At 50.0% G+C, this 19,046-nt stretch carries 12 protein-coding genes; 1 reads left to right on the plus strand and 11 read right to left on the minus strand.

What is annotated here, in order from left to right:
* Positions 1–77 precede the first annotated feature (77 nt).
* Positions 78–488: a VOC family protein gene (locus tag M2277_RS22325; RefSeq protein WP_006212842.1), complete on the minus strand. Its 411-nt coding sequence runs from the start codon at positions 486–488 to the stop codon at positions 78–80.
* An 86-nt stretch (positions 489–574) separates the two neighbouring features.
* Positions 575–1,321 carry a helix-turn-helix domain-containing protein gene (locus M2277_RS22330; protein ID WP_280755549.1) on the minus strand — a complete coding sequence of 249 codons (747 nt, stop codon included), beginning with the start codon at positions 1,319–1,321 and terminating at the stop codon, positions 575–577.
* 172 nt (positions 1,322–1,493) lie between these two features.
* Here M2277_RS22330 and M2277_RS22335 point away from each other — a divergent pair, with 172 nt between their 5' ends.
* On the plus strand, positions 1,494–1,625 hold the full coding sequence (locus tag M2277_RS22335) for a hypothetical protein (RefSeq protein ID WP_255308639.1): 132 nt from the start codon (positions 1,494–1,496) through the stop codon (positions 1,623–1,625).
* An 88-nt stretch (positions 1,626–1,713) separates the two neighbouring features.
* On the opposite strand, the gene M2277_RS22340 is transcribed toward M2277_RS22335, so the two are convergent.
* The 9 genes from M2277_RS22340 to M2277_RS22380 form a co-directional block, all read right to left on the minus strand.
* Positions 1,714–5,406, minus strand: a complete 3,693-nt coding sequence (locus M2277_RS22340; protein WP_280755550.1) for a glycosyl hydrolase family 18 protein — start codon at positions 5,404–5,406, stop codon at positions 1,714–1,716.
* Positions 5,407–6,119: 713 nt separating this feature from the next.
* Positions 6,120–6,488, minus strand: coding sequence for a YybH family protein (locus M2277_RS22345; protein WP_280755551.1), 369 nt, complete (start codon positions 6,486–6,488; stop codon positions 6,120–6,122).
* 49 nt (positions 6,489–6,537) lie between these two features.
* Positions 6,538–6,963 (minus strand): carbohydrate-binding protein, encoded by a 426-nt coding sequence (locus M2277_RS22350; protein ID WP_280755552.1) that lies wholly within the window; start codon positions 6,961–6,963, stop codon positions 6,538–6,540.
* Positions 6,908–9,916, minus strand: coding sequence for a GAP1-N2 domain-containing protein (locus M2277_RS22355; protein WP_280755553.1), 3,009 nt, complete (start codon positions 9,914–9,916; stop codon positions 6,908–6,910). Before M2277_RS22355 ends, M2277_RS22350 begins: the two co-directional genes overlap by 56 nt.
* Complete coding sequence (locus M2277_RS22360) at positions 9,916–11,175, minus strand: TRAFAC clade GTPase domain-containing protein (RefSeq protein ID WP_006212852.1); 1,260 nt, start codon at positions 11,173–11,175, stop codon at positions 9,916–9,918. Before M2277_RS22360 ends, M2277_RS22355 begins: the two co-directional genes overlap by 1 nt.
* A gap of 76 nt (positions 11,176–11,251) precedes the next feature.
* Entirely contained in the window at positions 11,252–11,893 is a 642-nt protein-coding gene (locus M2277_RS22365) for a hypothetical protein (RefSeq protein ID WP_006212853.1), read from the minus strand.
* Positions 11,894–11,909: 16 nt separating this feature from the next.
* The gene (locus M2277_RS22370) at positions 11,910–13,175 is read right to left on the minus strand and encodes a vWA domain-containing protein (RefSeq protein ID WP_148246411.1); all 1,266 of its coding nucleotides are present in this window, start codon (positions 13,173–13,175) and stop codon (positions 11,910–11,912) included.
* Positions 13,176–13,212: 37 nt separating this feature from the next.
* On the minus strand, positions 13,213–15,597 hold the full coding sequence (locus M2277_RS22375; RefSeq protein ID WP_280755554.1) for a transcription initiation factor TFIID: 2,385 nt from the start codon (positions 15,595–15,597) through the stop codon (positions 13,213–13,215).
* 3 nt (positions 15,598–15,600) lie between these two features.
* Positions 15,601–18,990 carry a tubulin-like doman-containing protein gene (locus tag M2277_RS22380; protein ID WP_006212856.1) on the minus strand — a complete coding sequence of 1,130 codons (3,390 nt, stop codon included), beginning with the start codon at positions 18,988–18,990 and terminating at the stop codon, positions 15,601–15,603.
* Positions 18,991–19,046 lie beyond the last annotated feature (56 nt).

Consider the following 19,046-nt stretch of genomic DNA (forward strand, 5'->3'; position numbering starts at 1 on the left):
ACACTTGGAGTCTTCCGCCGCTTCATTTTATGGTTTCTATGCTTCATTACGGTTTGTGCTTTTAATGTGAATCACTTTTATTCTACGTGACCCGGATCCATGTACATGACTTCCCACAGATGACCATCTGGATCCTGGAAGCTCCATCCATACATAAATCCATGATCCACCGGGTCATTGGAAGGCGATCCCCCTGCAGCGAGTGCATGATTCACGATTTCGTCTACCTGCTCACGACTGTCTGCCGACAATGCCAGAATAACTTCCGTTGTATTGGCCGCATTGGACAAATCTTTCTTCGTGAAAGTTTTGAAATAATCCTCGGTGAGCAGCATCGCAAAAATATTGTCGCCGATTACCAGGCAGGCTGCGTTCTTATCCGTAAATTGCGCGTTAAATTCAAAACCGATTTTCGAGAAGAATTCCTTCGTTTTCTCCAGGTCCTTTACAGGCAGGTTCACAAAAATATTATCGCATTTCAACGCCATCTCGGGATCACCTCATTTTATTTGATAGACTCATCTTAACACGGGCAGCAGTACAACATTTCTCTTCACTTGCTATGTTCAAACCATTATTCGTCGAATTCAGTGAAAAACACATCCGTCAAAATGGCCTCCGCTCTCTTCAAGCTGGGGGAATCCAGCCTGCGGAGCATGCTCAGGATCCTCTCGATCTCCTCCGTTTCACTTCCGAAAACCGATAGCGGAACCCCCTCAGTCTTGTGTTGGTCTTCGGGGAGGCACAGTTCGCCAGCTTCCCCTTGAATCAGGCTCGGCACCTCGCTGTCTTCAAAGTTAACCCAAGATGCATCGATCGTATCCTGCATACTGCGATTCAAAAATCGCAGTTCATCCTCGCTGTATCTTCGCAAGAAAAGGCTGATTCCGAGATCCATTTGCTCGTGCAGCGCACCATGCAGCTTGAAGATCTCTCTTCCGGCAGGAGTCAGCGTAAATATGATTTCCTTTTTGTTATCCGGCAGATTCTCCATATGGAGAATCTGTTTATCAACCAATCTTTTGGTTATTTTGGAGACGCTGCCCTTCGGAATCCCGAACTGTTTGGAAATCGTGATCCCGTTAACAGGCTCCAATCTGCCTACCGCATCCACCACGTGCAGCATCGTGACGGTCATTTCCCTCAGCAACTCGATTAGCTCCGGCTGATTGCAGCGTTGTATCATCCACTGTCTCTCTTCGTCATCCTCGGCCTGGAATTTCTTCTGCAGCACGGAAACCTTCTGCTTTAATTCAAGGATCCATTGATCCTTCCGAGAGGTTCGTTCCGAAGAAGAAGCAGAATTCCGGTCTATTTCCATATCCGTATCTCCTTACGCTCGGCTATCGTCCTATTTAGTATAACAAGATCCTGGAACTAATTAAAGTTTCCTTGGAAACAATATTGACTTAATGGGCATGGATATATTATATCGTTCCCTAGAAACATATTTATAATCGCGGAAACAATATTCCTGAGAAGAGAGGTCATTTATGAGAGCCGTTATTGTGTTTGATCATCCCTATGGCGGAAAGGCATCCGAAAATGTTGCCCACCGAAGAAGTTTTTCCGAAGCACGGGTTCGTTTTCTGAACCATACGCAGCAGCGTTTCAGCCGACTGTAAGCTGTACCCATGAATCGAAAAAAAGATGCCTCCAGGCAGCGTCAAACCGCCTGAAAGGCATCCATTTAATTTGATTCCGTCATGTTTATTAGTTCGATAACTCCGCTACGCGCAGCAATCTCATGACAGTTACAACCGTTTGAGCTTTCGTCACATGGGATTGCGGATCCAGCTTGGCAGCGGATACCCCCTGCATAATCTTCTGTTCCACTACGAAGGCGACGGACAACTTCGCATAGGACGACACCTTGGAGTGATCTTTGAATTTGTTTAACAGCCCTTGACCAGCCTCATTCTTCTTGCCTGCATATTCCAGTACACTGCTCAGGATAACAGCCAATTCCTCACGGGTAATCAGACTGTTTGGATCAAAGATATCGCCTGTACGCCCCTTCACCAGCCCTGCTGCCTTGGCAGCCGCAATTTCTTTGGCATAAGGGGCATTCGCGCTCACATCCTGGAAGTTAGCAAGGCCATCATCTGGAAGAATACCCAGCCCTTTCACTACAATGGATATCATTTCGGCACGGGTAATGTTTTTATTCGCACCAAACGTGCTGATGCTCTCCCCAGACACAATCAGCTTCGCAGCCGCTTGTTCCACGTCTTCCTGTGCCCAAGAAGGAATCCTATCGTTAAACCGGACATCCTGCTGAAGCAGAGCATAAATACCGCTTCCCGTCCTCCTCATCTCCACGGTAACCGTACCGTCCGCATTCACCTTATACAAGGTTGGAGAGGATCGAAGCTCATTTGTACCTGATATATAAACCACTCCGCCCGCGCGCTTTGTATCTATCTTTTTGGCATCCACGGTTACCAGCTCACTGACATAGGATTTCCCGTAATGTTTCAGCTCCGTAGTTGTTTTATCCGCGTTCAGCTGCTCGAGCTTGAACAACAGCGGAGAAGTCAGAGTTTCTTTACCCTTAAGCAGGGATGCCACGCTCGTAGCATCGGCTGCACCGGGAGCCACAATGGAGACTTTCACATGGCCGGAAACCGAGATCAGCGAAGCCGGAATCCGATATTCTGTGCCGTTTACGATAACGGACAGACTGGCCTGGGCTCCTTTTTTCGCGATGGCTGCAATCACTTCTTGTGGAATCTCAAACTCAGCCTGCTTCGCACCCGTGCCCGCATGAATCTGGAAGCTGGAAGAGTCCGAAAGGTTAATGCTGTTAACTGCTGCTGCCGTTGGCACGGTAACCACCGCCTTATCTCCCTCAAGCACAACTTTTGCTTCCAGTTCATCCTTTCCTTTAGGCGGCTGCGGCGTCGAAGGCGTAGTAGAACCGGATCCGCTTGATCCGCCGGAACCCTCAGATCCGCCTGTGCTGTTGCCAGAAGTCGTAACGCTCAGTAGATTCGAAGCGCTGGATACGCGGTTAATTTCATCCCCCGCCCGATCCACAGCAAGCACATGAATCTTGTAATTCGTTAGAGCGTTAAGGCCATTAATGATATAACCCTTCTCGGTGACTGAACCTGCCAATGCATGGTTCACATAGACTTCGTACCCCGTTGCCCCTGGCACTGCATCCCATGTGACTTGAATGGAGCTGGAGTCGGCATTGACCCGTTGAAGATTCGTTGGGGCCTGTAATGCTGAAGCATTGACTTTGCCGTTAACCGGCAGGTCATGGACTAATTGGGTGGTTAATGTTTTATTACGATCACCACTTATTTCCCAGCTCATGACGCCTGCAATATCCAACGATTTCACGATGGAAGCCGCATACTTCATGGTGTTCTTATCGTTGTAGGTGATGAACACTTTATTCTGATCATTGTACAGATAAGGCACCTTAGCCGATTCGTTCCAATATCTCTTGTACCCGTTCTTGTCGATGTAGTTGTTCTCGAGATCACTGAAATCGAAAATGGCATTTTCCCAAGACTTCAAATCAGTCCCGCCCTTATTGCAAGTCTGATACTGACCAAGTGGCCCGCAGCCATCCCAGCCCTTGCCATAGTAGGGTACTCCCACAATCAATTTATGCTGTGGTACCCCGCCATTCAGATGGCCTAACAATCCGCCAAGCACATGATTTCTTGGAGCAGAAGACTTTGAAAGAGCTTTATCATAGAACAATGGTGAATTATGATGACCAAACGGGTCATCTTTGCCACTATAGTCATAAGTCATAATATTAATGAAATCCAGATACTGGACTGAATTCGCAAAATCTGCGTTAACGGTAAAGTTATCTCCCTGACCCGAAGCAATCGTCAGCAGATAATATTTTCCATCTTCTGACCCCGCAGCATCCAATGCCTCGCGAACGGTTTTCATTAATAATGTGAAGTTTTCTTTATCCTCCGGTGCTCTGGAGTTCGACTCTTCACCTTCTTCAACAGGATATTCCCAGTCAACATCCAGACCATCAAACTTATAATCTCGTAGGAACTTCACAGCAGAATTAGCAAAAGTACGGCGTGTTTCTTCCGTCATGGCTACGTTAGAAAAATTATCAGACCAAGTCCAGCCTCCTACTGAAACCATAAGCTTCAAATGAGGGTTCGATGCCTTGATGGATTCGAAAGCTGCGAAATTCTGAAAATCAAATGTCGGATCTCCAATCACAATTTCTCCGTCATGGACGTATCGATCCTGTGCAGGAATATTAGGGTCTTCGCAGGCTCTCGGCCCGCTCCCGTATTTTTTCCAGCATATATCGGCGAAGGCATAGTTAATGTGGGTGATCTGTGATACATCCAAGTCACCAGGATGAAAATTACGCTCTTCGGTACTAGCTGACCAAGAAGTGTAGTACGTAATATTGTTATAATTGCTGCCAGGCACTACCGACACTGCTTCGCTTTCAGACGAAGTCCATAGGCTGTTATGACCCACTACCTTATACGAATAGGTCTTTCCTTCTTCCAGTCCAGCAGCTACATATCGGCTCCCGCTACTCGAGCCAACCTTTACCCCATCCTGATAAATGTCGTAACTTGTGGCCCCGGGCACCGGTGCCCAGCCCAGTGAAGCCGTAGATCGTGTAGAAGTGACTACTTGTAACCCTCGAGGTTGAGCCAGCTCCCCCCATTTAAGGGTAACAGCATTACTATTGGCGGATGCTTCCAAAGCTCCATTCACACTTCTCTGTGCACCTACTTTAAAAGTATAAGTCTCTCCTGCTTCCAAAGGTCCATAAGTAGCCGTGGTAACGGAGTTTTCCCAAGTGCCGCCTTTCCATGCTCCATTAATATAAATGTCATAGGCTTCGGCCCCGGGACTCGAACCCCAACTCAGCGTAACCGTATCTTCCGTTGCATCTTCAATCTTAAGATGACTTGGAGGAGTCAACGGTGCATCTTTATATTCAGCTTCATCTTTGGTTGTGGTGAATTCCAATACATTGCTTTTGTGTTCTTTTTTCACGTCGCCGTCCCAAGTAATATAGATTCGGTAGGTCGTTTCAGGTGTCAATCCGGTCACCGCACGAGTCCAGAAGTTTCCCCATGCCAGCCAGTTGCCTGAATCCGCGTCCCACACTTGTATATTATTTTCACCTTCGACGGGTTTGAAATCCCATTGAAATACCGCCATGTTATGAGAGACACTTTCAATACGAAGATTCTGCGGCGCCAACGGATCCTGAGATCCATAAGTTGCGCTTGTTACCGTCAACGGATCGACGCTGGAACTGACTGCCGGTATGTCTGAGGGAGGGGCACCATCTGAAGCATAGGATACAGGCGCGTTGAGAAGAGGGGTAAAGATAAGGATTAGAGCCAGAAACCATACCACCCATTTCGGGTGCTTTTTCGTCATAAATGAGTTCACCGTTTTCACCTCTGTCGATATATTTCGATTGCAAAGGATACAGCATTTCCATGAATGTCTGTTCTCTCGGTGTCATCGGGTTATATCCATGATGGCTTGCCCCATTTCGAATTTCGCCCGAAATTCAACTTATTTTGAAAGCGGTTACTATTTTTTCCAGATGGATTGTGTAACGTTTATCATATCCCCCTCTTCATTCCAGTATATCAATCTCTTATCCCAACGCTCTGCTACAGCCTCCCTTCAAAGAGCTTCATATATTTAATGCATATTCATATTTGTATCATGGAACCTAACCTCTCTATTGAGAAGGGATACATTTCCATAAACATGGGATAAAATCTTGTCATTTTATATTCTGTTAATAAATTCAATCTATATAGAATCAGCTAGTGTCCACTAAACGAATGTTTTGCATAAAAAAGAAAAGGAGTACCATCATAAAAAAAACTCAAGCAGCCGTTACATCTGCTCAAGGGGAAGCGTTCCATATTCAGCCCGTTGAATTATCCGATCCCAAAAGCAACGAAGTGCCATAATGAAGCCTTCTAGGATTCCAAGCGGGGCGGGGCGATTAAACCCACTGTACGAATGGAGCCGGTCCCAGTAATCAAAGCAGACGTATGAGCTGAAAAAGAGCCCTCCAGGGGCTCTTTTGTCTATTCACTTCCCTATGTAAGCAAACCATAATAATCTTCGATCTACTTCATCGAACTTAAATGCTCATGCTTTAATTTCCATGATCCCTCGACATCTCGAATAAACACATTGGTGGCTCTGCCGCTCCCGGACATAAATGTCCCCTGATGATAACCCTCGAAGTGGTAGGTGTAGATACACACCGCCGAATGGACATCACTCGCAATCCATTCCACATCCTCCGCCCGGTATACCTCCTCCCGAATGGCATCCCACGCCTGCTCGAAATACAACCTGATCTCATCCAAGGTCGTGCAGCTCCGGTCCGAAAACCAATAAACCGCCTCTTCATCCAGCAGCCGGGCCACTTGATCAAAGTCATGTGTGTTCGTAGCCGCAATATAAGCCTCAAGTGCGTTCTGATATGACATTTCGCTTAACCTCCCATCTCTAATCCATTATAAGGATGGCACATTTTTTTTACTGAACCTTTTTCCACACACCGGCTTGGCCAGGCGTTTCCCCTTTGGTCCACCATTTTACTTCACAAACGGCTCCATTGTAAGATACCCGTTCACCGCCAATGTAAGCCTTGGAGCTGTTCCAAGCCACGGTTGCTTTGTTAAAGTCCTGCGACTTCTCCATAAAACAGAACGTACACAGGAACCCAACGTTGAACAGGTTCTCAACACGCCGGATGAGCACGAAGATATCATTGCCCTCACCGATCGTCTGACCTCTTCCCTGACTGCGGCGATTGAAGCCGCTGAGGGAGTAGTCCGGCTGCTGCGTGGATATATAAAATGAGGAGCACACAGATGATCTGTATGCTCCTTCGCCCTCATTATATTCATTTTCCGCTGCCAGACTCATTCTCAGATGACTCATTTCTTTCAGACGTTCCATTCTCAGGCGTCTGCTCTTCAGAAAGCGCACTTTCATCGGACAGCTCATAAGATATGCCATCCACAACAACCTTGTCGATTAGGGACACATCCAGCGGTTTATCCAGCTTCACGATAACTTTGCTTGTATATGGCAGCTTCTGCTGTGAGTCATTTTCGGTTCCTGAGGACTCCGGTTCTTCTCCACCATCAACCGACTCGGAAGAATCTGAGCCTGCTCCTTCTGCGTCTCCCGCTGTTGTCCCCGAATTCGAATCTGTCTGATCCTGGCTGGAACCAGAATCTGTTCCTGTTGGATCGGTGTCCGCTCCCCCTGTTGTTTCATCCGTGCACGTCCGTGATAGTTCAGGACTTGCCGCTTCAAACAATAGGTTTGCATCCTGACCCAGGACCTGGAGATTCTCCATATTGAAATCCCGGCAAGCTGCCGACTGTTTGAAATGGAAGCTCAGTTCAGTCAAGCCCTTCTGCTCACCTTCTTCCACTACGGACGCCGTCAACAGCGGCTGCTCCGGAACCGTATCCTGCGAGACAGGAGGCACGGTAACTGGAGGCGTAACAACTGAATTCGGATCCGCAGGGTCCTTCCCGTTTTGCACCATGAGAAAGATACCGCCGGCCAAGATGAGGACAAGTGCAGCTGAAGCTATTTTTACGAACCTCGGATGGCTTCGGATAAATCTCATGAATGGCGAAGCCAGCTCGGCCCTAACCTTCGTATAGACCCCTTTAAGAACAGGGTCAGGGTTACTAAAATAAGTCTTCACGTACTCCTTATTCTTGAATGCTTCGCGGTCATGGGTCTTGAAGTACTGGACGATCGCGGCAGCATAGGCCGGCACGAGACCCCGTGGCTTAACGAATACCGGCTGCTTCGCAGACCATTGAATATACTGGTAGACCACTTCAGGACTCTTGCTGTACTTATGTACATAATCCAGCAGGCCACGGTAGTCAATAGCGCCGGAATGAATCTCCGTGCAGAAGGCCAAGGTGATGCTTTCAAAATGGGATGGCGCCACATCCTGCTGCAGCCACCTCCGCATAATATGCTGGGTGCGCTCCCGCTCCTCGGTTGAAAGATCGGCAAGCACCTCCGCTTTAACTTCGGTTCTGCTGCACCACTGGTACAGCGCCAGCATGACAGCCGCTTTGGAGCGTATTCGGGAATCAAAACGTTCTACCCACCCTTTGAATTCCTTCGGCATTTGCAGAAATCCAATGTCCAGAAGCTGCTTCCGGTTCAATTGCTCAGGCTCCAATTCTCGCAAGAGAAAGAGGTTGGCTGCATAAATCATTCGGTCTGCAAATGCGGTCCCGCCTTGGTAACGAGCGATCCCCCGCTCTTCGTGATGCTCCAGGGAATCCAATTGATCCAGCACGGCGTTGACCGCTCTTACAGGATCTGCATCATGCTGTAATTTATCGATGAGCTGGGCTTCAGCCAGCCTAACATAATTCTCCTGTTCCAGCAGAAGGGGATGGTTCCTCACCCATAGACTGATCAGATCAACCAGATCCGTTGGCGTTGCCCTCTGTTTCATACTGGCTTTCATATAAGGATCGAACATCAGCGCAGGCAGCCCCGGGCTGGTCAGTACTCTGGCATAGAAGGCACGGCTTAGAGCCGGACTGCCCTCCAGCAAGCCATAAATCGCCTGGGTCACATCCTGACGCTGCTTCGACAAGGCATTATTTAATGAGCGAATAAAATATTCCACAATCATGTCATTGTGCTGTCTAGGGTTGATGCTGTGATAGTCCTTCACGGACCCGGCAATCGCCGGATCGGGAACCTGTCCTCCCTTCACAAGCTCAAACTCATGGGCAAACAGGGCAAGGAACAGATCATCCAGCCGTTTCTTTAAACCCAGAGCCCCGGCTGGCTCCAGATAGAGCAGCAAGGCACGAAGCACAGCAAACTTATGGTCGTTATACAGATCTTCACGGCCCTCTTCGATCTGGAACAGCACGCATAAATCGTCGTAGCTATCCAGAGAAATCTGACGGGACGGCTCCATATCCGAGAGCATCTGCTCCGCGAAGGCAAAAAAACGTTCAGATCGGGCCAGATCCAGCACTGTATCCCATGCAAAATCAAGATAAGGCTGCTCGGACCATTTCAAATCCGCATTAATGACCCTTCCGGCAGCAAGCTCAAATAAATAGTCCTTCTCAATGTTGCGGTCATTCAGGCGCAGGCCGCCCTTCTCCACGAACATGAGATGAAGTCCCTTCTTGCTGTAGGGTTCCTTGGCATACGTTACGAACCCAAGCACCCGGCGCAGCGCGTAAGGCAGTCGGCCAAACAACACAAAGAGCAGCTGCTCCGCCTTCGCGGACAACTGTTCCACCGGTACATCCAGTACGATATACACCTTTTTCTTACCCGCAGCTGCGGTTATCGATGCATAGAGCAGTTGCTTGAATATCTTCTCGTCAATGCCCAGTTCCTGCAGTAAGGCCGGGGTTTGGTCAGGCGAGACGGGAACTTGCGGGCGAGCCTGAATCGGCATGGCAGATAACTCCGGCAGCTCTATCCCCTCTTCAATATCGTAATGATTGGCAAAAGAGGCCTGAAGCCAAGTCCGGTAAGCGGAATGCTCATCTTCCAGAAATCCGTCAGGAATCACATAATGGTGCGTAAAAAAAGCGCTGCGTAGTCCCGTGAAATCCGCTGGCTGAAACACACTGCGCCCCAGCACCGTCTCCCCTGTTTCCGTATGGAACAGATGAAGAGCGGCAGGATAAGCCTCGGCGTCCTTCTCGCTGCGTGCCGTAAGCTCTGCCGGAGCTTCATACTGACAAAAGGGATGCAGCACCTTTTTGATATAGGAAGGTTCCAATCCTGACGAGCGCGCAACCGTATCAAATCCTTCAGCCGAGCGAAACACGCCCCGCCGTTCCCTCGTGTACATTTGCTGCTGTATGTTTCGGGAAGGGAAATCCGGCACTAATCATCCCTCCCCTCAATATACTTCAGCTTGTACAGAAGCCAGATGAACGGTTCGTCCACCCGGATCGGGCTGACCACGCTCTGCAGCTTCTGATCCACAGGGTTGCTGCCTAAGGCAGACACGGCAAAATACGCTGTATTCGAAAAATATACATCCATTGTGCCCTTGAACGGACGGTCGACCTTCTCGATAAAGCGGCGAATCTCGCCATCGATATTTTCAAACTCGGTCATGTTCAAATGCTTGCGGTGAACCATATTGTTGAATATGTTGCTGTTCAGCTTCACATATTCGCCATCCTCATCCTTGAGCGCATGAAGCATATCGCTCTTGGTTAGGACGACAGCTGTCGGAATATCCGTTTTGCCCTTGTCCTCATAAGCAATGAAATCACCGAACATGGTGAGGACAACATCGCGAGGTTCATCGTACTGGGATACCCATTCGCCTGGCTGATCGCCGAACTTCAAACGGATTTTCTCCCGAATGGAGCGAATCTGGAGCGGATCGACCATAAACAGAATGCCCGCGGAGTTCTTGATATGCTGCCCATGAAGTCCCAGGTAGTCCTCGTCCACCATGCCTTCACCCGCCACGTCAAAAAATACAAGCGTTAACGGCGGCTTCGATTCATCCTTGAACACGAATTGAAATATAAAAGGCTCCTGCATCTTCTCCTTCTGAGTAGACGCCAGCAAATCTCCACGTTCAAACAACGGTTCCTCATATCCGGTGCGGAACTTGCGGCTGATCTCCGCATTCAGCGGCATACAGGCCGCATCGAAGTGATCCGCCGTCGTATGCTGCAATGTATGGATCAGCGAAGTCATATACACCGACTTGCCCACTTGGGATGCACCGATAATCGAGATAATGTTGCTCGGTACCTTCCCTGCGGTCACAGGCAGCTCATTATGGCATTTCGGGCATAAGCGTCTGCGTGTGACGACACCGTAGCGGTCGTTCAATCCAACCAGCACATGATCCGAATAAATGTGATGCTCCTCCGGTATGTCGCTTGGCCGGATGATAGCCTCAATATCATAGACCGAATCCAGCCCAAAGCGTTCGCGGTAACGATTCAGCTCGTCGTCTTCCCCAAGCGCATAATCCTCGTCGTCCTCACGGTCGTGGGCAGCCCGGAAGACAACCTCCTTCGGCGTGAACTTACTGAAACAGTAAGGGCACACAATATCATAAAACAGCGGCCTTGGCTCCGGCTCCGGCTTCTTCTTGAAAATATCAAAAATGCCCATCATTTGTACCTCCCTCTAAACCTCTGGATTGCATGGACGCTTTCGTTGTTGTCACTGTGTTCTATCTCTGCTCTCTCTATCTATACACCAGCTCATACCGTTGTCCATACTTCTTCCCGTCCGTAAAAAACAGGCGTACATAATCGTTCTTACCGACCTCAATGACGGGCAGTACATTCCGTCCGGCCCCAAAATCCGTAACGAACGGGTACAATATCCCGTCTTCCTTGTTCACCGGATAAGCTCCCTCTTTCTTCACATAGCAGAGAGCCTCCTTCGGTACAGGCACTTCGGCTGTAACCTGAATTTCAATCGTTTTATAGGATTGCAGCCAGCGGCTTTTTTCGCGAATGGAGTATACCAGCATGGCTTTACCGGTGCTGAACTGAATGCAGTTCGCTTCATCGGGCTGTGTGATCAAGGTGGTCTCCCCGTTTTCAGAAGAGAAGGCATACACCGTATATGAGATCTGCCCAACACCATCCACACGATCCCGATAACCATTATTCGCCTTGTATTCGTCTCTGGTATACAAGCGCAGGCTGCCAAGATGCGGATCTCCATTCGATGCGGCGAATCCGTCATCCATCACACGTTGAATGTATACCGCTTGAAGACCAGGCGGCCAGTTCCAGCGAATCGTGCAGAAACCTTCGTCCAATTGATGGCTTAATCCCTGAATAACCCAATCTCCGGGCTCCGCATTTTTATACTGCATATCGAACGCCCCCTGCTTAAAATCCTCGGCTTGTCGAATCATTCGGCCGTTGTCCACGTCCTGTTCGGCCCGGCCGCTGCGTGCCGCCAGTTAACCTGCCGTTCTCCTTGACAGGTATCACCAGCGTGAACAAGGTCATCATACCTGCGAGGATGAAGCATGCCAAGAGACGCACACTGGCATCTCTGACTTCTCCCCCGGAGAGGCCAAATTCCAGAACAACGCCCGCCAGTAAGCCCGATACCGCACCGCCTATGCTAAAGCTGCGCGCGAGATAACGGTTGTCAAACACCAGGCCGAGCGCCAGACCCATGGCAGTGCCAATGAGCAGCATCGCAGCAATTCTTCCGATCTGATAATAAACGCTGTCTTCCATAGCGCCCGTTCGCTTCGTCAACAGCGAACGGTCCCCGACATCATCATAAATTTTCTGAAAAACAAAAGACAAGTCTGCCGCATTCTGCACATCGTAATATTGCCCGCCCGTCTCGGCTGCAATCGTTTGAAGCAGATTGGCACCATCCTTATACACGAGGCTAAGGCCAATCGTATTCACCGCGATTTGCTGCTGCTTGTAGTCCGCAAGCACACGATCATGGTCGGTTTCGCTAAATCCGTCTGACAGCATAATGACCATGGCGCTTCGCCCCGCATCCTGGCTTTCCTGAATATGCGACATGGTATCCTCAAGTGCGAGACTAATGTCCGTACCGCCGTCAGTTGTTGCCAAACCGTCGATTTCCGCCATGATCTCATCCTTGATTTCCTGGTTCTTCACACGGGTGAATGGCTGCAGTAACGTTGTTGCATGATCAAACACAATCACCGATACCCTGTTATCCCGATCCATGCGGTTGATCAGATTTTTGGCTGCTGTATAGCGATCCTGATTCGGGTCGGTATCCTTCATGCTGCCGGAATTGTCTATGACCAGAACAACGTCCTTCACGGGCTTGGCGCTGCCCGGGTTCAGCTGGTACACCCACTCAAACAGCATGCCAAGCAGGAACAGTGCCACCAAAGTGGATGGAATCAGCAGCTTCCACGATGTGCCCGTGTATCGCTGTCTCCAGGAGCTCCCGCTCAAACGGGGGGAGATCAATTCTGCGATTAAGCAGGCCAAGCCGATGCAGAAGGCCAGAATCCCGAAATAAATTCCCGTAACCACAATAACGGGAAGCCCTGTTCCCCACTGGCGGAGCAGAAATTCCCCAATGGCAAATCCAATTCCCCCGCCGACCAGACTCAACAGCAGCAGGAGAGGGTTTATTTTTCGTTGCACAATACGCGCCTACTCTCTTTATCAGAATCTAAGAACGCTAGCGCAGCTCCGGGAGCAGCGCCGGTTCCATTCCATGAAATTCATAACCGTTCGCCGTATAGGTTTCGTAGTAAGCTCTGCCATTCCGGTAATACATCAGATCCTCCAGATGGAAGCCCCCCATCAGATTCAGCTTCTCGACCCCGCTGGAGCGCTTCTCATGCACGATGCCAAGCTTGTATACTCGTAATGCTTCATCCGCACGGATGGCGTAGCGAACGAATTCACTGTCGGCATCGCCGAAGAAATATTTCTCTTCATATCGATGCTCCTGCGTATAGTCCAGCAGCCTGACCAAAGTAACGGAGTTCTCCTCCAGCATCCGGTAGAGCACCTTAAACAAATCTTCCTTGGCAAGCACCTGCTTGTTATGATACTCGATGGTTACGTTCGCCCGGCGCAGCAGCTCCTCCTCGAAGGTCTGCACAAACGGCTCTGCCGTCAATAAATCCCTTAGACAGACTCGAATCATATTGGCCAGGATCGGCTCCGTACCTTCGTGAGTGAGAACGGATAAATTGCCGACATAGCGATCCTCGAAGAATACAGCCGCGCCGCGCTTACTTTCCAGCTCCAGCATCAACTCCTCGGTCACCAGGCCATAATACTCCATCAAGTTCTGACCGATATAATCGTCTGCCGTGCGGATACTGGACTGAGCTGCTTCCAGCAATTCTGCTTCCAACTGGTCCAGCATGCTCGCTTGCTGCTTGTAATGCCGGTGAATCTGCTCAAGCTCCGCCTCATATAACCTGTACAGCGCAAGTTCGGTCTCCAGAAGCAGCAGCTCATACCTGCGATGATAAACCTCGCCTACAAAAAAACGAATGAACTGGCGCACATTCTGTTTATCCCGAAAGGGCAGTTTCTTGAAGGGCTGGGTTTCCACGCTTTCTTCATAATAGCGGGTTAGTCCTTCCTGCTCCGTCTTCAGCAGGCTGCCGAGATCCCGGATTCGGGAACGGACCGCTTCGAGCAGGATCCCCGCTCCACCCTTGTCGCTTGTCCACTCCACGATTTGATAACAGCCGATATGCGGATGTGTGGACAACGAGCGGCGAAGGGCAGCGTGTACTTCTTCGGCTGTGCTCGTATCCCTCAGTCTCTTCTGGACCTCCAGCTCATAATTGCTATGGAAAAACTGCTGGCAGCCTTCTCCGAACAGTGCCTCTTCGGCCTCGCGGATATTCATCCGCTTCAGTCCGGCATAACTGACAGGATGGGACATCATGCCTTTCAGTCCGTCCAGATGTTCGACATTCGGGAGCATCCGGTTCGCTCTAGCCGTTACGGCTTCCGGGTCGAGGCCGAAGTAAGTCAGGCATTCCTGTACCTCCGGTTCAGGTCCGGTCTTCATGCGCTGGAGAAGTCCCCGGCAGAGATGATAGAGGACCGTTAAGGCAATCGGCTCGTTCGGCCTTTTTACCCGGGCAAAGCCAGCCGAGACAAAGCCTTGGCGACCGGATTCGGTCATGATGTTGCTTTTGAAGGATGTATTGTTGTAAACGCCTCTGATCCCGTCATATGCCTCGTCCTTCTGCTTCCGATTCTTAAGCAAGCCGAGATGACAGATGATATCATAGATATCCTGCATGCCGGAGTAACCGGAGATGCCCCGCTCATTCTTATCGGATAGCACGTAGACCAGATCAAACAACGGCGAAGCCGGGTGAACGACCGGGATGCTCAGTCCATCCTCCGTCATTTGAAGCGGTGCGGAGAAGCTGTAATCCCGGCTCTGCATCAACTCAAGCTCCCGTAAGAAGGCGACCCCCACGGAGCTCGCATAGCCATAGGTTTCAATCTGCTCCCTCTCATTGATTAGCGCGTACAAATCCATCTGCACCGATTTGAACGACTGATTGAAGATGGATTCTGCCAGTAATGAAATTTCCGGGATAAATACATTAAACGGGTCATCGACCCGTGTAATGATAGACAGATGGACCCGGTCAAAAGACGAATAACTGCGTCCATAATCTGAAATATGGTGGCTCAACTTCCGAATGGCTTTATTTAACCCAGACAGGGGGCCCCGTTCTTGATAGAACGCCTGATACAGCTCTTTGCGCAAGGACTTGGACGCACCGTCTGCCACCGGCAGATCCAGTTGATAACTGTGAAGACGATTGGAGGATTCGGAGCCTTTCGGCCCCGGCCTGCCGCCACGGTCTGTTCCCACATGAAAATAGATGACACTTGCGCTGTTGTCCCATTTGCGGTCATGAATCTCCATGATCGGTTCGATGGCTGCCGCCGTCATATCACCGATGAACAAGTATACCTCCGGGTAGTGGATGCTGCTCTGATCATCCTCCATCAAGGTAAGCTGCTCTTCCGACTTGGCATAACCGGCAGCATACTGGCGAAGAATTTCCCTCATCGTCTATTTCAACCTTCTTCGAATGTCGTTTAATTTGGAGGATACCTGTCGGTAGAACTGGTACCGCTCTTCGCCGTCCGCTAGCTCCACCTTCTCGTATTCCAACCGGTCGCGCGTCTCCAGGAAACGCTCAGCCAATTCCTCCAGCTTACCGAGCAGCGGCGTAATATCTTCGGAAGCGGTCAGCTCCTGATCCCGGCGGGAAGATTTGCGCAGCAGCGTGCTCCGGCTTTTCTCATCCAGCTGGCGGAAATGCTTGTAGACTTCATACTCCACGTCATTCACGCTTTTCAGCAGATTGGCAAACGGCTCCCAGGAATCCTCTTCCGGATCGCGGTCATAGACGAACAGCGCACCCTTCTTGGTAATGGTCCCGGTATACATTGCCTCGATAAATTGATCCAGCCATTTCTCCTCATTCTGATTGTCGCTGATCAAGAGCTCGAATGCCGTGATTTTGGCGGCAATGGCGGCATACTTCTTCAACTCTTCACGCACGCTGCGAATCATTTCCGGTGAACGGATCAAATTCTCTTTAGCCATATCCTCATTGATGCTGTTGAAGATATCCTTGGACCCCACCTGCTCGAGGCCTTCGTTCATCAGTCGCTTCAGCTCCGTCCAGGCCCGCTTCACTTCGCCCAGATTAGGCTTAGGCGTGTCCAGCTGAAGATCATAGGCACGAAGCAGCTCGCTGAGATCAAATGGCTTCGTGAACACAACCGCATAACGGCTGCTTGTATTCTGGTCCACATCCTTCTCCATGATAACTTTATACGTAAGTGCCTGGTTGAATTCTGCACGAACCCGGGCGTTATAATCCTGAACCCGCGGGTTGATATAAGTATCGCCCCAGGACTTCTCAGGAATCGGCGAAGGCAGGTAGGTCCAGTTGTTGCGGTCTGTCTGCACCAAATGACGCCCTACGCCTTCCTTGTCCATGATGGTGCGTTCGTAACTCTCCTCATAAACCTTAAGCGGCGTGTAAACGAACAGCGGCACACCGTTCTTTGTATTCAACCAGAATATCCGATTCTTCACTTCACTTTCCTTCACCGTGAAATGGGATTTACCCACCGAATTGTTCTGGTAATTGCGAATGCCCTTCAGAATGCTTGGCGCCTGCACAGGCACGGACACAAAGCCCCAGGATGGGAAGTACAAATTGCCTGCGCTGTTGCTCAGATGGAAGACCGGCACGGCTTCATCATCCAGCTTGCTGGCGATGTTGCGCTCGACGAACTTTTCGATGGAATCCTCCTGCCCGAATTTCATGGTCAGGAAATCCTCCATCGAGCGGGTGATCAAATCGCCGAATTTGTCCGTCAGAAACTCGGAGATGGATCTGACGATATCAATCTCCTGCTCCCGTGTCCAACGATTGGCATGGCTCAGCAGTTCCTGTGCGAAATCCCGGATGAGATCGTCCACATCTTTTTGATCCATGATTTTGTTGATCACATCGGAGATGTCGGGCACGCTGACCAAGTTCCAGTAATACGTCTTGTTCCCTTTATGATCCTGCTGTTCATCACCGTTGACAAGGATGTCCCCGTTCTTGGCAAATATGGAGTTCAGCGCGTTCAGAATTTCGGTATATACGCTATAAATCCGGTTATTCTCCTGGTTGAGCAGATCGTATAAATCCTCATAGAATTCAATCATCTGCTCGGTGCGTTCCACATCGGCTTCCAGCCAGTATTCATTGATCTTTGCTTCAATATAGATGTTCTTCTTCTTATCCTTAGAAACAAAAGCACTCTTCGCATCGCCCAGGCGTTCGATCGCCTGTTCTCTGGCCGACTCGATGTCGCGGGGAATGCGGGTCAGGTTCTCCCGGAGCGTTTCGATGTAAGACAGCAGCATCTTCAGCAGGCTGAAGCCCTTCTCCGTATAAATCAGACGGGATACATAGAACGGTCCTTGCTGCGGATGCAGGAACATCCGGCGGATTTGGTCGCTGAATTGATCCACGATCTCGCCTGGAAGCTGCTTCTTCGCTTTGATGTATTCCTCACGGGCTCTGGCGAGAAAATTCTGCTCCAGCTCCGTATCCATATTAATGACCTGATTCTTCACCACATTGGCATAGCTGAGCCGCTCGCTGTTCTGATACCCGGGCAGCGGCTCCGGTACGCGGGACTCGAAATTCTTCGTCATCGAGTCCAGGTCGATGCCCAGCTTGCTTGCAAACTTCTCAACATCCTCCTGGCTTGGCGCTTTCTCGAACATGGTTTGCATTTTGCCAAATACGCGGTATGCCAGATAGGTGGTCATCTCCTCGATAGGCAGCACGGCCGAGGATGCTCCGATAATGTTGTAATCGTAATTGGCAGGATAGGCTTTGTTCATCTGGGCAATGTTGGTTCGGATGTTGCTGATATAATCATGGATTGCAAACTCTTCGCCGGACTGCTTTTCCTCGCTGGCCATGAAGTTCGTGATATTCTCGGCGGTGACATTCATGCAGTAATCATAGGCGTTCTCCAGCAGTTTGCCCTCCGTATTGGTAGCAGAGATGAGATGGCACAGATTAAACGGAGGCAGCGGCGAATTCACGTTCAGAATGCTGCCGTACTGCTGCTTGAACCGCTCGCCTCTGGCATCCACGTTCATCCAGTAGTCAAGCTCCTTTAGCGCCGCATATCCGTTCTTCTTGATGTACTCGCGCGTGTGCTCGCTCAAGCTTTTGTTAGCCAGATTGATATCCGGCGTAAACAGATAACCGAGTGTGTTCACGCGGTCAATCCCCGCAGAGCCGTGATCGCGCTCAATAATGCCGCGGACGATATAAGCAATATCAAGGAAGCAGCCGCTGCCTGTCCCGCCGGACAATCCGGTCAACAGGAAGACCATCAGCTTTTTGTTGGTGCCAACCGATAATGTCTTAATCTTCTTATCGATCGCTTGCACCACCTGGGTGATTTTCGTAAACAGAAGCAAGCGGCCGGCCTGACGGACACCGGCTGCCCCGTTCATTCCATCGGTAATGCTTAGCTCCGGCGACAGCCAATCCGTAATGTATGGCTCCAGGATGCTGCGATTCTGAAGGAGCCCTCCAATCTCCGCATTCGAGAGAAGCACGAATTCATTGATCGGATCAAGCCCTATTCCCTTATAGCGTTTATTCTTATCCTGTTCGTTGGTCTCAAAAGCCAGAAACTCCACATTGTCCGGCTTGTCCATTCTTTTCTTGGACAAGGGATCCTCCGGCAGCTTAAACCGGCGGTTAATCTGATATTTCAGGCGCAGCAGCGCATCGATCCCCGTGCCTCCAAGTCCAATGATGAGAATCGGGTTGTCGATGGTATCCACTCGTATTTTCTCACTGACAATCCCGCCTCCGAGTGAAACGTCAAGCTGTTGTATATGTTCTCTAACTACCGGTTTCATAATTTCCCCTCCTGATAGGTCATGGCTTAAGAGGTTGTTCAAAAAGTCCACTTTTG

Origin of the sequence: Paenibacillus sp. LBL, from assembly GCF_029893715.1 — a bacterium.
GTDB classification, from domain to species: Bacteria; Bacillota; Bacilli; order Paenibacillales; family Paenibacillaceae; genus Paenibacillus_AQ; species Paenibacillus_AQ glucanolyticus.

What these genes read in the sequence shown, in the direction of transcription:
- M2277_RS22325 (WP_006212842.1), bottom strand. Translation starts at nt 488, where the DNA reads ATGGCGTTGAAATGCGATAATATTTTTGTGAACCTGCCTGTAAAGGAC.
- M2277_RS22330 (WP_280755549.1), bottom strand. Translation starts at nt 1,321, where the DNA reads ATGGAAATAGACCGGAATTCTGCTTCTTCTTCGGAACGAACCTCTCGG.
- M2277_RS22335 (WP_255308639.1), top strand. Translation starts at nt 1,494, where the DNA reads ATGAGAGCCGTTATTGTGTTTGATCATCCCTATGGCGGAAAGGCATCC.
- M2277_RS22340 (WP_280755550.1), bottom strand. Translation starts at nt 5,406, where the DNA reads ATGACGAAAAAGCACCCGAAATGGGTGGTATGGTTTCTGGCTCTAATC.
- M2277_RS22345 (WP_280755551.1), bottom strand. Translation starts at nt 6,488, where the DNA reads ATGTCATATCAGAACGCACTTGAGGCTTATATTGCGGCTACGAACACA.
- M2277_RS22350 (WP_280755552.1), bottom strand. Translation starts at nt 6,963, where the DNA reads ATGGAACGTCTGAAAGAAATGAGTCATCTGAGAATGAGTCTGGCAGCG.
- M2277_RS22360 (WP_006212852.1), bottom strand. Translation starts at nt 11,175, where the DNA reads ATGGGCATTTTTGATATTTTCAAGAAGAAGCCGGAGCCGGAGCCAAGG.
- M2277_RS22365 (WP_006212853.1), bottom strand. Translation starts at nt 11,893, where the DNA reads ATGCAGTATAAAAATGCGGAGCCCGGAGATTGGGTTATTCAGGGATTA.
- M2277_RS22375 (WP_280755554.1), bottom strand. Translation starts at nt 15,597, where the DNA reads ATGAGGGAAATTCTTCGCCAGTATGCTGCCGGTTATGCCAAGTCGGAA.
- M2277_RS22380 (WP_006212856.1), bottom strand. Translation starts at nt 18,990, where the DNA reads ATGAAACCGGTAGTTAGAGAACATATACAACAGCTTGACGTTTCACTC.